The sequence below is a fragment of the Ruegeria sp. H3 genome (assembly GCF_056533095.1).
On the sequence record NZ_JBQFOD010000015.1, the window covers coordinates 72813 to 88367 of the forward strand.

Genomic DNA, 15555 nt, shown 5'->3' on the forward strand with positions numbered 1-15555 from the left:
TAAAAAATGCAATATTCCTAATGGCGCTCTTGCCTGCGAGTGCCGCGACGGCGGGCGAGACAGTATTCCAATGCACGTCAGAAACAAACGGAGAAGTAGTTCAGGTTTTTCAGGATACTGACCTCTCAGAAGCGCGACTAATAGTGCAGGATACAGAAGGCACAGCCTCGGTCGCACACGGTCTGGACGGCGTGACATTCATCCACGTCAAGCCTGACGAAGTCTGGACGTTGGTGCTCCACTTCCCAACCATGACCTATGAGTTGTCCACTCATAGTGCCACACCAATCGAAGATCATGGGCACTGCACAAAGAGTGAATGATCAATGCAAATCACTCGGTGTTCGCAGGGTAGATCGCAAAACCCTTTCAAAAACGTAAGGATGGTGAAAACCCGCTGGAAAGATCACGTTGCAAAAGATGCCGTCAGGTTCGGAACTGAATGCGAATACCCGACTGAGGAAGCACTCGTACCCCTCCTTGAGGGTATTACCGGTACCGTGAAGACACGGACCACTCACTCGTAAGCACGCCTCTCTCAGTCAAAGCACCGCGCCCTTCCTCCCCCTCGGAAGGGCGCGTTGTAAGTTCGCTTAAACTTGGCTTTTTGTTGCTTCCGGAAGCCGGCTGTGAGCTGACTGTCAAAAGTGGCTCGCTGTGCGCAATCGAGTGCAGCTTGTATGGACGCCAACGCATCGACTTTACTGAACTTCGTTGGGTCTGCATCGCTAGTGTTGCAACACATTCGGCCAAATTCCCCATTTTTCGACTGAAAATGCAGCTAAAACCCTCAGATCACATACTTGATCCGCCAGAACAGGTTCGTCGCTAGCCGAACCAAATGGTGACGACACAAAAACCGGACTGAAGAAAAATGAAACGCTCAAACATTGTATCTGGAGCAGCTTTTACTACCGCGTTGTATGCAGCGGTGGTCATACTTTTTTCGGTTGCAGCATTGGCATTTTTAACCTTTGAAAAAATTCGTGGCGATTTGCAGCGTGAAATGGACTCGTTGTTAATCGATGAAATGCGTTTCATTCAGGAAATTCTGGACGACAACGACAACGATTCCGACGTTGTACAAGCGATTGATGACGCGACACTCTGGTTGCCGTTTGACACGAGTTTGATTGGCCTGTTCAACAAACAGGGGAAGCGTCTGGCAGGAAACATCGACGAATACCCATCCTTTCGCGGCTGGGGAGAAATTGAGGATGATGGCATTAACTTGGGGGGTGAAAAACGTAGCCATCGGGTAAATGTGCAATCCTACCGTGGCTTTGTAATCGTGGTTGGTCGCGATCTTGCGTTTGTCAAAAGCACACTTCGATCGTTGGCTTGGTCGTTGATAGTAATCGGGCTTGTGGCAACGCTGTGTACTCTGTTGGTGGGCTACATCACCAGCATAAGAACTTATCGCAAGCTCGATCAAATGGCGAAGACGCTCAACAAAGTCTCAAGAGGGGAAGTCAAAGCGAGACTCCCTGTCGGCAAGAATAACGATCAGATAGATCGAGTTGCACAGCTGATGAACGGTCATCTCGAGAACCTAACATCCTTGATGTCCACGACGCGATCAGCCGCCGCTGCCATTGCACACGATTTGAAAAACCCGCTCACCCATGCATACATCGCACTTCAGAAGGCGAAGGATTCACTGCAATCGGACGGTCAATCTGTCGAAGCTATAGATCGAATTCAATCTGAACTTGATCGTCTTAAATGGACATTTGAAACAGTTTTGCGGATCAATCGCATCGAAGAAGGCAACAGTTCCAAGGCGTTCAGCTATCTGGATTTGAATAGACTAGGTAGAGAAGCTGTTGAGAACATGATCCCACTGGCGGAAGTGAAAGGACAAAGCCTTAGATTTGCGGAGAACCAAGCAGGGCGCACGCTTATTGAAGGCGATGAGGGTATGCTGAATCAGCTCTGTGCAAACCTCTTGCAGAACTCTATTGATCATTGTCCGGAACATTCCAGAATTCTCCTAACTGTAGAACAAGAAGAAAGCACCATTACGCTTTCGGTTGTTGACGATGGCCCTGGCGTCCCCGAGAACACACTTGGTAAGCTTTTTGTTCCCTTCTATAAACTGGAAAGTGAACGGAACAGTGTTGGGAATGGTTTGGGTTTGGCGCTGGTGAAAGCGATCGCAGACCACCATTCATCGCTCTTAACAGCCACAAACAATTCACCTGGGTTGACTGTTTCAATTCAATTCGAAGTTGCGTAAGGGCACCTAATAGGTGAGTGAACCTATCTTGGTGTTTACGAAACTTGGAACCGACGAAGGTAGTCGAACAACCAAAGCCGGGAGAGACTGTCTCGAAACAGCGACCATTCAAGGTGCCGACAGGGCGGGGATGCCCCGCTTTGATGTAATCAGATAATTCGGCGTATCTAAACAAACCCAATATCGCTGACGGAAGCAATTCGTCGCGATGGGTGTGGATAAATTAGTGGACCGCGACCAGTTCTAGAAGAACGGGCTGCTGAAACGAGCCGAGTTGGATTTGTCGTTTTACAACTTGATTCCCAAGGTGGCTTTAAACGGTAACTTCTCAGGCCCGTTGGTCGTCGTGCCTGCATTCACCGTGCGTGCTTCAGACTTTAGCGTCTCGGAAAAGCTCCAGCTGCTGACATCGAGTACCAGAACCGTTTTGCAATCGGTCTGACCGGTCTTGATACCGTTGGCTGAGTGCCTGAAGTCCGTGCGGCCTGGAATATCAGGCTGCTTTGATGTGATGGAATACCCTCTCTTATCAAATTAACCTAAATGTCCCATCGGCGCTGACGTCAGACACTCCGGAGTGTTCATCTATAGGCTGCGTGCGCTTCGACTTTTTTTGGCAGATACCCCCGCTGCCTTCCAAGATGTTTGCCTGAGGCCCAAAGCCGGATTTTTTAAGTCAAGCTGACCCAAGCCGCATTCCTTGAAGAGCTTTGCACGCATGCGGCTACAAACTTAACACCATTGAGCCCGTCATGAACCGTTGGATAAACAACGGACGCGCCAAGTGAAATCCCGTTTCGGAAGGCTTGGATCGCCTCAGCAGCCTCTCCATAGATATTGGCGAACCCCTCCAGATATCCCTCGGGATGGCCCGGAGGGACTCTGCTCAACCTATTGGCAGCATCACCAGCTCCAGCTCCATTTCGGGTGATCAGACGCTTGGGTTCGTTGTATGGTGTGAACCAAAGGTAATTGGGATCTTCCTGGGCCCACTCCAGCCCACCTTTTTCGCCGTAGACCCGCAACCGCAGTGCGTTTTCATTTCCGGGAGCCACCTGGGACGACCACAGCATACCCCGCGCTCCGCCTTCGAAGCGAAGCAATACGTGGGCGTTGTCATCGACTTTGCGCCCCGGCACAAAGGCCTGCAAGTCCGCCGCAAGGCTTTCCGCTGTCAGCCCGGTTACAAAGCAAGCGAGGTTGTAGGCATGGGTTCCGATGTCACCGGTTGATCCACCCGCGCCCGAGCGTTCGGGATCGGTTCGCCATTCCGCCTGCTTGAAATCCTGCTGCTCGGTCAGCCAATCCTGAGGGTATTCAACCTGAACCACGCGGATCTTGCCAATATCGCCGTTGGCAACCATTTCACGCGCCTGACGAACCATCGGATAGCCCGTGTAATTGTGGGTCAAAATGAACAGTGCGTTCGCGCTTTCTGCTGCTTTGACCAGCTTTTTTGCATCGGCAAGGGTCGAGGTGAGTGGCTTGTCACAAATGACATGAATACCGCGTTTCAGGAACTCACGCGCGGCGGCATAGTGGACGTGATTTGGCGTGACGATTGAGACCGCCTCAATCCCAGATTTCAGCCGGGCTTCCCTTATCGCCATTTGTTTAAAATCTTCATAGACCCGTTCGAGCCCCAATGCATGACCACTTTCAAGAGATTTCTCTGGCGTCGAAGACAAAGCACCGGCTACCAGCTCGAACTTGTCGTCCAGTCGAGCCGCGATGCGATGAACGCCGCCTATGAAGGCGTCATTTCCGCCGCCAACCATGCCAAGGCGAATGCGTCCCGAGGTTTCTTCACTGCGTCCTGTGACCATCATTCAATCCCCAGCATTTTACGATTGGCGGCTTCGTCAGCGCCACCATCAGCGAAATCATCAAAGGCTTTCTCGGTCACACGGATGATGTGATCGGACACGAACTGCGCGCCTTCACGCGCACCATCCTCGGGGTGTTTCAGGCAGCATTCCCATTCGACCACAGCCCAGCCATCAAAGTCATTCGCGGCCATTTTTGAAAACACGGCCCCGAAATCCACTTGGCCATCACCAAGCGACCGGAACCGCCCGGCACGATCGACCCAGCTTTGATATCCGGAATAAACACCCTGCCGTCCGGTCGGGTTAAACTCGGCATCTTTGACATGGAACATCCGGATCCGATCTTTGTAGATGTCGATATTGTCCAGATAGTCGAGGCATTGCAGCACGTAGTGCGACGGGTCGTACAGCATGCAGGCCCGTGGGTGATTTCCCGTCCGTTCCAGAAACATCTCGTACGTCACACCATCATGGAGGTCCTCTCCGGGGTGAATTTCGTAGCATACATCAACGCCGCACTCTTCGGCGTGATTCAGGATAGGCACCCAACGGCGCGCCAGCTCATCAAACGCCGTTTCAATCAAGCCGGCAGGGCGTTGAGGCCAGGGGTAGACATAGGGCCATGCCAAAGCGCCTGAGAATGTCGCATGTGCCGAAATGCCCAGGTTCTTTGATGCTGACAGTGCCTTTTTGACCTGATCCACGGCCCATTCTTGGCGGGCTTTCGGGTTCCCCCGAACGCTTTCGGCAGCAAAGCCATCAAACGCGCTGTCATAGGCTGGGTGAACGGCCACCAGCTGGCCTTGAAGATGCGTTGAAAGTTCGGTGACTTCGACGCCATTCTCCGTAGCTTTGCCTTTGAAGTCATCGCAATAACCGGTACTGGACGCGGCTTGTTCCAAGTCGAATAACCGACTGTCCCAACTGGGGACCTGAACGCCCTTGTATCCACAATCAGCCGCCCATTTGGTGATCGCGTCCCACGAATTGAACGGTGCTTCGTCCCCCGCAAATTGTGCAAGAAACAAAGCTGGACCTTTGATCGTCTTCATAAAATTTCCTCCCCAAAACCTAAGCCTCTACGGCGGTAAATTATCCTTCAGATAGATGTCGATACGGATGCGTTCCTGCGCTTTGTTGAATGGAACCTTGTCCTTAGTTGCGCGCAATAGACGGACGGCAGAACGAACAATATGCCCGGTGTCTTGCGAGATTAAGGCGTCAAATGTGCCAAGCCTAAGCGCCTCACGACTGAGCGGAGTGAGCTCATGCGCTATGATCACCAGATCCTTGCTGAACCTGTTCTCTGAAAGAAATTGTATCAGGCCCGCATTGCCCGCTGCTGACGAGTATATTCCGACCAGATCCGGATAGGTTTCGAAGATCTCGGGCATCATCTTGTAAATCAGATCAGGGTCATCCCGGCCCTCAACCGACGCTACGACTTGGAGGTGCGGAAATTCCTCGGCCACGACAATGTCAAAGCCTTGGCGACGCTCCAGGTGGTCACGCGCCAAACGGGATCCTGTAAGAACTAAGACCTTGCCGTCGCGATGGACAAGCCGCCCCATCAGCTGAGCGGCGGTTCGTCCTGCCGAAACGTTATCGATTCCCACGAAATGGTCTCGCTCGGAACTTGGCAAGTCAGATACCAAGGCAACCACCGGAACGCCTTTGTCCCTGAGCCTTTTTACAGCGTCGCGAACAGAAGGCGTTTCGGGCCCAAAAACGGCAACCCCATCAACATCCAAACTGTCGACAGCATCCAAAATGTTGACGATATCTTGCGGCTCGAACGGAGCGACCTTCTTTATCGCAATGCGGGTCCGCTCGATAAATTGGTCACGGGATTGCTCTGCGATCTGACTGCTGATTGCCTCCACAAACTCATTGTCTGTGTCCGGCAGAACAAAGAGGAAGTTGTAAACCCGGTTTCGCGCAAGGTTGGCCGCAGCGGTGTCGCGCACATAGCCCAGCTCATCAATTGCCTTTTGTACTTTCTGTACGGTTACGGCCCGCACGCCGGGGCGTCTGTTCAAGACCCGGTCAACAGTCGCGAGACTGACACCCGCGACGCGCGCGATGTCATTGACGGTTGGCTTTTTCACCAATTCTAGTTTTTGTTTTTGGTCTTCCACGTGTTCTTCAGCCCTCAATCTCCCGCGCTAAGCCTTCAAACAACAAAGCAACAGCCTCAGCGCCGGGATCGTTATGTCCAACTAGGTTTTCTTCGGGAACATAGGCCGCGCGGCCTGCCTTCGCACGTCGAATATTCGCTGTGTTGTTCGCGCCTTCTCGGGCAGCCTCGGCCGCATGCGTCAGACCAGATGGCAGCGCGGCAAGCGCCGGTGCCAGCGCGTCAATCATTGTCCGGTCACCGACCTTGGCACCTCCAACCTGGCTGACGCGATTCAAACCTTCGACCAGAGACTTCGGTACCGAAGCCCCGCTCGCACAGGCATCTCCAGCTGCGTTGAAGAAGATTGCGAGTATCACGCCAGAAGAACCACCCATTGTCTGGCTTAACTCATTGCCCAACGCCGGAAACAGCTGTGTCAGATCCGCGAGGGGCATGCGGTCAAGGCTGCCTTGCAACGCCCGAGCGGCGGTGGCCAGTGTGCTTCCTGTATCGCCATCCCCGGATTTCGCATCCAACTCGTTCAGGGTTTTCTCGGCGTTGATCAGCAGCTCAGACAGCCGGGTGATCGTTTCCTTTGTTGCGGGATTGTTCGAAGGAATTGGATCGATCGGGGTCAGGCCATCAGGCAATGGTGCAACTTTGATCGGGTCGATGGAATTGACCCCGGGCCATGCGGCCAGATCAACGGGTGCTTCCAGGGCTGACAAATCGTCTTGATCCACGGGCAGAATGGAAACCGAAAACCCGTGCATATCCAGCGATGTCATCATGGGTGCCGGGCCAATGATATGGTGGGCGATATCAGTTTCGGACAACGCGTGCGTGAGGACAGCCATTTCTAGCGGAGTCGTTGAACCCAGATTGTTGACCAACGCCACGCAATCCCCAGACCCAACCCTTTGCTTCAGCTTCTCCACGACCGTGGACATAGCCGAAACAGCATTTGAGAACTCGACTTGCTGTACGCCGGGCTCGCCATGAATACCCAAGCCAAGCTCTGCCTTCCCCGGCGCGATCCTGTCTTCTTTCGGAGATCCCGGAACCGTACAGGTGTCCAGACTCATGCCGATGCTGACAACCTTTGCTATGGTGCATCTCGCTGCGGCGGTAACGGTGTCCAAATCGGCACCGCTTTCGGCGAGCGCTCCGGCGATTTTGTGAACGAACAACGTACCCGCCACGCCACGTGGTTGCGGAAGGTCGGGCAGGGCGATGTCATCGTCGACGACGACCATTTCAACCTTGCGACCCAATGCACGAGCGCGTTCAGCCGCCAGTCCAAAATTCAGCCGGTCACCGGTGTAATTCTTGACAATTAGCAAGCATCCAGCCTCACCCGTGACAGCAAGAATGCCCGCCAAAACTGCTTCGACTGACGGGGATGCAAACACTTCGCCGCAGACCGCGGCTGTCAACATACCGGCACCAACGAAACCGGCATGGGCTGGTTCGTGACCAGACCCTCCTCCGGACACCAGGGCGACCTTCGACTTGTCCCAATCCGACCGGTAAACAACCTTGATATGCGGATAGCCGTCCAACCGCGTAAGCTGACCGCCAGAGGAAGCCAGAAGGCCGTCTATCGCCTCTGTCACCAGGGTTTCTTTTGTGTTGAGGAACTGGGCCATGCTTTTGCTCCTTAATTCACGCGCGCGCCGGACGCGTCAAAATACAACGGGTTGTTGGGACGGATTTTTATTATCTTTCCAGATGGGTAGTCCTGATGGACATCAATCAGGGTCACAACCGGGTGACCATTCAGGTCCAGGTGCAGCCGTGTTTGATCGCCCAGATGTTCGGCACGTATGACACGCGCTTCACTGCCTTCGCCTTCAATGATGTTTTCTGGGCGCAAGCCAATCTGCGGGCCTTTGTGATCGCCTCCGAATAACTCGGATGGCAGGATGTTGATCCGCGGCAGACCCAACCGGCTGGCGACATAAACACTGCCAGGGTTTTCATAGATATCCCGGGGTGTTCCGTATTGAACCAGTTTTCCGTTTTCCAACACGCCAATATGCGTCGCCATTGTCATGGCTTCGACCTGATCGTGCGTCACATAGAGCAAAGTCGACCCCAGATCGGCCTGAATCCTTTTCAACTCGACTCGTAAATCCGCCCGTAACTTGGCGTCCAAAGAGCTGAGTGGTTCATCCATCAGGAAGATCTGGGGGTCGCGCACCAGCGCCCGCCCTATCGATACACGCTGCATTTCGCCACCAGACAGTTCGGTGGCTTTGTTGTCCAGTTTGTGCGGGATTTGGAGGATTTCCGAGACTTCGTTGACCTTCCTCGCGATCTCATCCTCTGGCGTCTTCAGGATCGGCGACCGCAGAGGGAAAGACAGGTTCTCACGCACTGTCATATGCGGGTACAGCGAGTATTGCTGGAAGACCATCGCCACATCGCGCTGGGCAGGTGTATCTATTCCAACGTCACGCCCGGCAATGCGCACCGTTCCAGAATCCAGTTTCTCAAGCCCGGAAATCAATCTCAGCGTCGTTGTTTTTCCCGCACCTGTCGGGCCCAACAGCACCACAAAAGCGCCGTTGGGGATCGTCATTGAGATATCATCCACTGCTTTAAGATTGCCGAAGGATTTCGAGATGTTTTCCAAAACGACTTCAGCCATTGCTTAGTACCTCGTCGTTCAGAGCGGACCTCAACGCGCGCCCGGTAGATTTTTCAAACAGGGTTACCGCAGGTGAGCGGAATTCCAATCCCACAGTCTCGCCGGGATTAACGGTTTCTCGGGCATCAATCCGGGCTTTCAGCTCTCCGTTTGGGCTTTGCAGCGTCACGATCTGGGTGGTTCCCAAATATTCTGCGGCCAGAACCTTGGCCCGGTAGGCGCTGTTGTCTGACAGAAAAACATGCTCGGGGCGAACGCCGAAAACCAAGTCACCTTCCGCACTTTCCATCAGTTTGGGCACGGCTTCGTCATGGCCATTCAGTCGAACCATTTCTGAGCCAGGCGCGACCTTTCCTTGAAACGGTAGGAAGTTCATAGAAGGAGACCCGATAAAATCCGCAACGAACATCGTAGCTGGTTTGTCGTAGATTTCCTGCGGCGTGCCGAATTGTTCGATCACAGCGTTGTTCATCACAACGATCTTGTCACCCATTTGCATGGCCTCCAACTGATCGTGTGTGACATAAACAGTGGTTGCGCCCATGCGATCATGAAGCGCGCGCAGTTCTTCGGCCATGTGCTCACGAAACTCGGCATCCAGGGCGCCAAGAGGTTCGTCCATCATGAACGCCTTGGGTTCACGAACAATTGCGCGCCCGAGCGCCACGCGCTGCCTGTCGCCGCCTGACAACCCACCTACCGGGCTATCTAGGATGTGGTTGATCCCCAGAATTCCCGCGACTTCCTCGACTTTGGCTTTGACAGCGGCACGCGGCATGCCCTGCGATATCAGGGGGTAGCTGATATTCTTGCGCACGTTCATGTGGGGGTACAGCGCGAACATCTGGAACACGAAGGCAATGTCCCGCTCCGATGGCGGCCGCTGGCTGATCTCTTCGCCGTCCAGATAAATCTCACCCGACGTTGGAAGCTCCAACCCTGCGATCATCCGCAGGGTCGTGGTTTTTCCGCAACCGGACGGGCCCAGCAACATGAAAAACTCACCATCCTCGATCGTGAACGAACTTTCGCGGACAGCCGTGAAATCGCCGAACATCTTTTTAACGTTTTTGACTACGATCTGGGCCATTTCTACTCCGGGAAATGGCTGACGATGATGAACATGACGGTTCCGATCAGCGTGACGATGAAAGAGTAGGTGAAGGCCCAAAGGACAAAGGGTTGCATCAGCATGAAGACACCCAGTGCGATTAGGATGGTTGCGACCATCTCCCATGGACCGCGGCGGAGCCGTAGCAATCCGGTAAGAAACTCGCTCATTTGCGTACGGCTCCGAATGTGATCCCACGCAGCAAATGTTTGCGCATCAGGATGGTGAAAATCATGACGGGGATCAGGAAGATCGTGGCACCTGCAGCCACAGCAGGCCAGTCCAGGCCGCCAATACCGATAATGGTCGGGATAAACGGTGGTGCAGTCTGCGCATTCGCGGATGTCAGCAGCACGGCAAACGCGTACTCATTCCAGGCGAAGATAAGGCAGAAGATCGCAGTTGACGCGATGCCTGTGGCGGCTTGCGGCAGCACCACTTTGTAGAAGGCCTGAAACCTCGTGTAGCCATCTATGAGGGCGGCTTCTTCGTACTCTCTTGGGATTTCGTCGATGAACCCTTTAAGCAACCAAACTGCCAGGGAAATATTCACCCCCGTGTAGAGCAGGATCATCCCGAGATGCGTATCGCTTAAACCGAGGTTTCTGAACATCAGGAAAATCGGGATGGCGACAGCAACCGGAGGCATCATCCTTGTACTAAGTATGAAGAACAGAAGGTCGTCCTTGAGTGGGACCTTAAACCTGCTGAACGCATAGGCGGCCAGCGTGCCAAGGAAGATACTCAAGAACGTTGAGCCAAATCCGATGATAACCGAATTCATAAAGCGCTCGCCGAACTTGGACGGCCCGACTATCACCATGTCGTACTGGCGGACAATCTCATCGGCCCAATTCTGCGGTGGGTTCGCTTCCAGAAACTCCTGCGTCTGCCGTGTGCGCGTGGTGAAGAGGTTGACGTAGCCTTCAAGCGTTGGGTCAAAGACCACTTTGGGTGGATAGCTGATCGCATCGGCCGGGGATTTGAAGCCTGTCAGCAAGATCCACACCAGCGGGATCATCGTGATCAGCGCATAAGTAATGACCAGGAAGCCTGCGATCCATTTGGACCGGTTCGAAGGTTCTGTGACGGAAAAACTGCTCATCTCTGTTTCACCTTGTTCAGGGCTTTGACGTAGATCGACGCAAGGCCGAACACGGTGACGAAAAGGATGATCGCATAGGCTGACGCATAGCCTGTACGCCATTTTTCAAAGGCTTCGCGTTTCAGGTTGATCGAAGTGAGTTCCGTAACAGACCCCGGTCCTCCGCCGGTGAGCTGAACCACCAGGTCGAACATTTTGAAGTTCTCGATCCCTCGAAACAGCACAGCGAGCATCAGGAACGGTAACACCATTGGGATGGTAATCGTAAAGAACTGCCGCAGCTTGCTGGCCCTGTCGATCTCAGCCGCCTCGTAAATGTAGCCGGGAATACTACGCAACCCGGCGAGACAGATCAGCATCACGAAGGGGGTCCACATCCAGGTGTCGACAATCACGATCGCCCATGGGGCCAACGTGACGGACCCCAGCATTTCAAAGCTCGATGGGTCCTTGCCGGTAAACCACGACACGATGTAGTTAAACAGGCCGATCTGAGGTTGATACAGGAACTTCCAGAAGTTCCCGACAACCGCCGGAGACAGCATCATCGGCAGCACGATAATTGTGGTCCAAAGATCGTTGCCCTTGAATTTCTTGTTGATCAGCCACGCCAGGGTAAACCCGATCAGGACCTGGAAAAAGATCGTCCAGAACAGGAAATGCGCCGTCGCCTGCATGTTCAGCCAGGTGTCCGAGTCCGTCAGGATACGCTCGTAATTCCTGAGACCGACATCTTTGACTTCGCGCCCGATCCGATTGGCCTTGTAGTTGGTAAAGCTCAGTTGGATGGTCCAGATCAACGGAAAGATGTTGATCGCCAGCAATAGAAAAATCGTTGGGGAGATGAAAATCCAGGCGATCGCGCGGTCGGATAATCCCCGGATCTTTCGCGCAACTCGCTCGGGCGTTGCCTGCGCAACGCGATCTACGGTCCTGTCAGACATCTCTTTGCCAGTTCTTGTTGGTTTAGGGCTCACGGGTGAAGGTGGAGCGGGATTGCACCCGCTCCGGCCTGTGTCCGGATTACAGCTTGCCTTCGTCTTCGAAGACTTCCGTCCAATCTTCGATCAGAAGGTCCAACGCTTCCTGAGCTGTACCTTGGTCAGCAACCACGTAGTCGTGGATGCGTTTCTGCATTGCCAGCAGAAGCTCCGCGTAAGCAGGCTCTTGCCAGAAATCCTGCACACCGCCCATTGCCTCCAGGAAGTCACCGGCAAACGGTTGACTGTCTACGAAACCGGGATCTTCCAGCACCGAGTTATGTGCGGAGTATCCGCCAAGTTCCCACCATTTGGCTTGAACTTCGGGCTGTGCGAACCATTTAATGTACTCAAGTGCGGCGTCCTGTTTGTCAGAGTAGCTGACGACAGAAATACCTTGTCCGCCCAGTGTCGAACCTGCCTGATTTTGGGGTGGGTTCACAAAGAAGTCGATCTTGTCACCGCCGGTATTGGGGTCGGCATAGAGACCTGGGAAGAACGCAAACCAGTTCATCGCCATGGCGACTTGACCGGACTTAAAGGCGTCCAAGCTCTCACCCATGTAAGAGTTGGTGTATCCCGGGGGCGTCGCTGTCTTGTAGAACTCCTTGTAGAATTCCAGAGCCTCAACCGCTTCGGGTGAGTTTACGGCGCCTTCCATGTCATAGGATCCTGGGGTGTTTTCGTATTTGAAACCCCAAGGATACAGCGCCCCAGTCACACCCATGGTGATCCCTTCCGAGCCGCGCTCGGTGAAGATTGCTGCCCCATAGACAGTCTTGCCGTCGATCTCACGACCTTGGAAGAATTGAGCGATCTGCAACAACTCTTTCTGAGACTGCGGTTCACGCAGGTCCTGACCAGTCGCCTCTTTGTATGCAGCCTGGATGTCGGGGTTTTCAAACCAGTCCTTGCGATAGAACCAGCCGTTTGCATCGCCCATCGCAGGCAGCGCATAGTAGTTTGGTGTACCCTTGGGCCAGGTCGAGTACGCGTAGACAGTGGCCGGCGCGAAGTCATCCATGCTGATGCCTTCAGCATCGAAGAACTCGTTCAGCTGGACATAATGACCATTCTCAGCGCCACCGCCGATCCATTGGCTGTCACCAATCAGCAGGTCGCAGAGCTTACCCCCAGAGTTCAGCTCGTTCAGCATCCGGTCCGCAAAATTTGGCCAGGGAACAAACTCGAAGTTCATTGTGTGGCCGGATTCTGCTTCGAATTCTTTCGATAGCTCAACAAGCGCGTTGGCCGGGTCCCATGCAGCCCAACATAGTGTCAGATCTTCAGCATTTGCCTTGGTAGAAAGAGTAGTAGCGGCAAGGACTATTGCGCTGGCCGAGGCCAGTTTTGTGTAAGTCATCCATTCCTCCCTTTTTGCGCCGTCAATCGAGGATGTGCGAATCGCGGCATACTTCCAAGGCTATTTGAGGTACGCACCTCAAGTCCAGAAATTTTTGAGGTTCGTACCTCAAGTGAACAAAGAAGGTCGTTAATTTCGCTTTGTAGCCATTGATTTTAAATGAGCTTTTTGGTTTGCGATGATGCGCATGTATTTTCAGCAGTGAGGCACTAAATGGTCAATTCGACTAAAATAAGCGCAGCTCACAATCGCGGCCAGCATGCGGCGACCGGCTTGGCGAACCCGCTAGCGATGCTCTGGCAGATTATTTGCTCGATACCTTTGAGGATTGGAGATAGCGTCAAACTGCACGGACCACGCAGAATCGTGCACAATTCATTTGGTCAGGTGCAGTGATATGAACACGCTCTCTATCGTCAGATTGAACCGGTACCCAATTAAAGGCTTAAGTGCCGAGCCCATGCAAACCGTAAAGCTGCGAGCAGGAGAGGGGATTCCTGGTGATCGCCTGTTCGGATTCGCGCGCTACAACTCCGGTTTCGACTGTCTGCCATCGGCACCCATGGAACAGACTAGGTTGATTGCGTAGCGGAGGATTTCAGGCTCATCGTAACCATCAGAGAGTGGAGATGAGAATGAAGTCCGGGAAACAGAAAGCGTCAGCAGAGAGAGTTATCAAAGACATCCGCAGGAAGACACGGCGCCAGCATTCGGCAGAGGAGAAGATCCGTATTGTTTTGGATGGGCTTCGTGGTGAAGACAGCATAGCGGAGCTGTGTCGCCGCGAAGGAATAGCTACGAGCCTGTATTACAGCTGGTCGAAAGAGTTCCTTGAGGCCGGTAAGAAGCGGTTGGCTGGCGATACCGCACGCCAGGCTACCAGCTCTGAGGTGAAGGATTTGAGAGCGGAATCGTCGGCGCTGAAAGAGGTAGTCGCCGACCTGACCCTTGAGAACCGGCTGCTCAAAAAAAGCATGTTCGAGGATGGGGGAGACGACGAATGAGATATCCCGCATCCGAAAAGCTTGAGATCATCCGGCTGGTTGACGGTTCGCACCTGCCGATCAAACGCACACTGGAAAAGCTCGGCATTCCCAGAACGACCTTCTACCGCTGGTACGACAGGTATCTGTCTTTCGGCGAGGCCGGGCTTGAGGATCGCCATTCCCGGCCAGGCAGGGTTTGGAACCGCATCCCCGACAAGGTGCGCAAGCAGATCGTGGAACTGGCTCTGGAAGAACCCGAGTTATCGCCCCGCGAGCTTGCGGTACGGTTCACCGACACCAGGCGCTACTTCGTTTCTGAGGCCAGTGTTTACAGGCTTCTGAAGGCACAGGATCTGATCACCAGTCCAGCCTGCATCACCATCAAAGCGGCGGATGAATTCCATGAGAAGACTGTGCGGCCGAACCAGCTTTGGCAGACCGACTTCACCTATCTCAAAGTCATTGGCTGGGGCTGGTTCTATCTGTCTACGATCCTGGATGATTATAGCCGTTACGTTGTCTCTTGGCGCCTTTGCACCACGATGAAAGCTGACGATGTCACAGGAACGCTGGAAGACGCTTTGGATGCATCAGGTTGTGACAGTGTCACCGTTGCCCACAAGCCCCGGCTGCTCAGCGACAACGGCAGCAGTTACATCTCTGGCGAGTTGGCGAAATGGCTGGATGAGCAGGGTATGGATCATGTTCGGGGAACGCCCAACCATCCGCAGACCCAGGGCAAGATTGAGCGATGGCATCAGACGATGAAGAACCGTGTCCTGCTGGAAAACTACTATCTGCCAGGAGCGCTCGAACAGGCCATCGGCAACTTCATCGATCACTACAACCACAACCGATACCACGAGAGCATCAGCAATCTGACACCCGCCGATGTCTACTTCGGTCGAGCCGAAACAATCCTCAGACGCAGAAAGGAAATCAAACACCAGACAATCCAGAAACGCCGCTTGCTGCATCATCAGAACGCGGCGTAGATAGAAACTACAGCGAGCCTGATCCACCAAAACCAATCAAACGCTCGTGTTCCAAATCATTCGATGACGGACAACCTTGCAGAATTAGGCTCCAGACTCATTGATTTACAGCCAGAACAGTACGGTAGCTGCTAGAGCGATGGCCGAAAGGAATACCTTTGGGCATCTGTCATAT

At 53.7% G+C, this 15555-nt stretch carries 13 protein-coding genes; 3 read left to right on the forward strand and 10 right to left on the reverse strand.

Annotated elements, in window-relative coordinates:
- The first annotated feature begins 143 nt into the window (after positions 1 to 143).
- Both ACR0JE_RS16395 and ACR0JE_RS16400 read left to right on the forward strand, forming a co-directional pair.
- Complete coding sequence (locus ACR0JE_RS16395; RefSeq protein WP_480544906.1) at positions 144 to 323, forward strand: hypothetical protein; 180 nt, start codon at positions 144 to 146, stop codon at positions 321 to 323.
- 551 nt (positions 324 to 874) lie between these two features.
- The gene (locus ACR0JE_RS16400) at positions 875 to 2239 is read left to right on the forward strand and encodes a sensor histidine kinase (RefSeq protein ID WP_480864941.1); all 1365 of its coding nucleotides are present in this window, start codon (positions 875 to 877) and stop codon (positions 2237 to 2239) included.
- A 671-nt stretch (positions 2240 to 2910) separates the two neighbouring features.
- Here ACR0JE_RS16400 and ACR0JE_RS16405 read toward each other — a convergent pair.
- The 10 genes from ACR0JE_RS16405 to ACR0JE_RS16450 form a co-directional block, all read right to left on the reverse strand.
- Positions 2911 to 4065: a Gfo/Idh/MocA family protein gene (locus tag ACR0JE_RS16405; RefSeq protein ID WP_480864947.1), complete on the reverse strand. Its 1155-nt coding sequence runs from the start codon at positions 4063 to 4065 to the stop codon at positions 2911 to 2913.
- Positions 4065 to 5120, reverse strand: coding sequence for a sugar phosphate isomerase/epimerase family protein (locus ACR0JE_RS16410; protein WP_480864942.1), 1056 nt, complete (start codon positions 5118 to 5120; stop codon positions 4065 to 4067). Before ACR0JE_RS16410 ends, ACR0JE_RS16405 begins: the two co-directional genes overlap by 1 nt.
- Positions 5121 to 5147: 27 nt before the next feature.
- Positions 5148 to 6206, reverse strand: a complete 1059-nt coding sequence (locus ACR0JE_RS16415) for a LacI family DNA-binding transcriptional regulator (protein ID WP_480864943.1) — start codon at positions 6204 to 6206, stop codon at positions 5148 to 5150.
- A 7-nt stretch (positions 6207 to 6213) separates the two neighbouring features.
- The gene (locus tag ACR0JE_RS16420; protein WP_480864944.1) at positions 6214 to 7836 is read right to left on the reverse strand and encodes a dihydroxyacetone kinase subunit DhaK; all 1623 of its coding nucleotides are present in this window, start codon (positions 7834 to 7836) and stop codon (positions 6214 to 6216) included.
- A gap of 11 nt (positions 7837 to 7847) precedes the next feature.
- Positions 7848 to 8840 carry an ABC transporter ATP-binding protein gene (locus tag ACR0JE_RS16425; RefSeq protein ID WP_480827838.1) on the reverse strand — a complete coding sequence of 331 codons (993 nt, stop codon included), beginning with the start codon at positions 8838 to 8840 and terminating at the stop codon, positions 7848 to 7850.
- Positions 8833 to 9930 carry an ABC transporter ATP-binding protein gene (locus tag ACR0JE_RS16430; protein WP_480864945.1) on the reverse strand — a complete coding sequence of 366 codons (1098 nt, stop codon included), beginning with the start codon at positions 9928 to 9930 and terminating at the stop codon, positions 8833 to 8835. The genes ACR0JE_RS16425 and ACR0JE_RS16430 overlap by 8 nt, the downstream gene beginning before the upstream one ends.
- A gap of 2 nt (positions 9931 to 9932) precedes the next feature.
- Complete coding sequence (locus ACR0JE_RS16435) at positions 9933 to 10121, reverse strand: hypothetical protein (RefSeq protein WP_155150119.1); 189 nt, start codon at positions 10119 to 10121, stop codon at positions 9933 to 9935.
- The gene (locus ACR0JE_RS16440; RefSeq protein ID WP_010442361.1) at positions 10118 to 11056 is read right to left on the reverse strand and encodes a carbohydrate ABC transporter permease; all 939 of its coding nucleotides are present in this window, start codon (positions 11054 to 11056) and stop codon (positions 10118 to 10120) included. Before ACR0JE_RS16440 ends, ACR0JE_RS16435 begins: the two co-directional genes overlap by 4 nt.
- Positions 11053 to 12000 (reverse strand): carbohydrate ABC transporter permease, encoded by a 948-nt coding sequence (locus ACR0JE_RS16445; RefSeq protein ID WP_480540326.1) that lies wholly within the window; start codon positions 11998 to 12000, stop codon positions 11053 to 11055. The genes ACR0JE_RS16440 and ACR0JE_RS16445 overlap by 4 nt, the downstream gene beginning before the upstream one ends.
- A 79-nt stretch (positions 12001 to 12079) precedes the next feature.
- The gene (locus tag ACR0JE_RS16450; protein WP_480540328.1) at positions 12080 to 13399 is read right to left on the reverse strand and encodes an ABC transporter substrate-binding protein; all 1320 of its coding nucleotides are present in this window, start codon (positions 13397 to 13399) and stop codon (positions 12080 to 12082) included.
- Between the two features lie 629 nt (positions 13400 to 14028).
- On the opposite strand from ACR0JE_RS16450, the gene ACR0JE_RS16455 reads away from it, so the two are divergent.
- Positions 14029 to 15380 (forward strand): IS3 family transposase gene (locus ACR0JE_RS16455; protein ID WP_480864946.1). Its coding sequence is split into 2 segments (ribosomal slippage): positions 14029 to 14365 and positions 14365 to 15380, totalling 1353 coding nucleotides; the frame shifts between segments, so codons are not numbered across the junction.
- Positions 15381 to 15555: the final 175 nt, after the last annotated feature.